We start from the raw sequence: 766 nt of genomic DNA, 5'->3' as shown, positions 1-766 counted from the left end.
TGTGTCCCCATCGTCTAGAGGCCTAGGACACCGCCCTTTCACGGCGGTAACAGGGGTTCGAATCCCCTTGGGGACGCCACTTACTATTTTAAGTATTGTGTAAAGCAGTGTGACACCGCACTCTCTATGCACGACGTTATCAAGAGTACTAATCTCTTAGGGACGCCACTTACTTATTTTAATAGGGAAGTGAAGTGTTATTAAGAAAGCTCGCCTGAAACGAGTCTAAAAATTCAGTTGTCCTAGTGACACATTTATGTGTCCCCATCGTCTAGAGGCCTAGGACACCGCCCTTTCACGGCGGTAACAGGGGTTCGAATCCCCTTGGGGACGCCACTTACTATTTTAAGTATTGTGTAAAGCAGTGTGACACCGAACTCTCTATGCACGACGTTATCAAGAGTACTAATCTCTTGGGGACGCCACTTACTTATTTTTAATAGGGAAGTGAAGTGTTATTAAGAAAGCTCGCCTGAAACGAGTCTAAAAATTCAGTTGTCCTAGTGACACATTTATGTGTCCCCATCGTCTAGAGGCCTAGGACACCGCCCTTTCACGGCGGTAACAGGGGTTCGAATCCCCTTGGGGACGCCACTTACTTATTTTAATAGGGAAGTGTAGTGTTATTAAGAAAGCTCGCCTGAAACGAGTCTAAAAATTCAGTTGTCCTAGTGACACATTTATGTGTCCCCATCGTCTAGAGGCCTAGGACACCGCCCTTTCACGGCGGTAACAGGGGTTCGAATCCCCTTGGGGACGCCACTTA

At 47.1% G+C, this 766-nt stretch carries 4 tRNA genes; all 4 read left to right on the top strand.

The window, feature by feature from the left end:
• Window positions 1-3 precede the first annotated feature (3 nt).
• The 4 genes from L655_RS0115730 to L655_RS0115715 all read left to right on the top strand — a co-directional run bounded on the left by L655_RS0115730 (window position 4) and on the right by L655_RS0115715 (window position 762).
• Window positions 4-79: transfer RNA gene (locus L655_RS0115730), tRNA-Glu, on the top strand.
• A gap of 181 nt (window positions 80-260) precedes the next feature.
• Window positions 261-336 (top strand) — tRNA-Glu (locus tag L655_RS0115725).
• A gap of 182 nt (window positions 337-518) precedes the next feature.
• Window positions 519-594, top strand: a tRNA-Glu gene (locus tag L655_RS0115720).
• A gap of 92 nt (window positions 595-686) precedes the next feature.
• Window positions 687-762: transfer RNA gene (locus L655_RS0115715), tRNA-Glu, on the top strand.
• Window positions 763-766 lie beyond the last annotated feature (4 nt).

The organism is Pseudoalteromonas sp. TAE79, assembly GCF_000498015.1.
Lineage (GTDB): Bacteria > Pseudomonadota > Gammaproteobacteria > Enterobacterales > Alteromonadaceae > Pseudoalteromonas.
The sequence above is the reverse complement of the archived record's forward strand: the minus strand, read 5'-3'. Positions and strand labels throughout refer to the sequence as shown.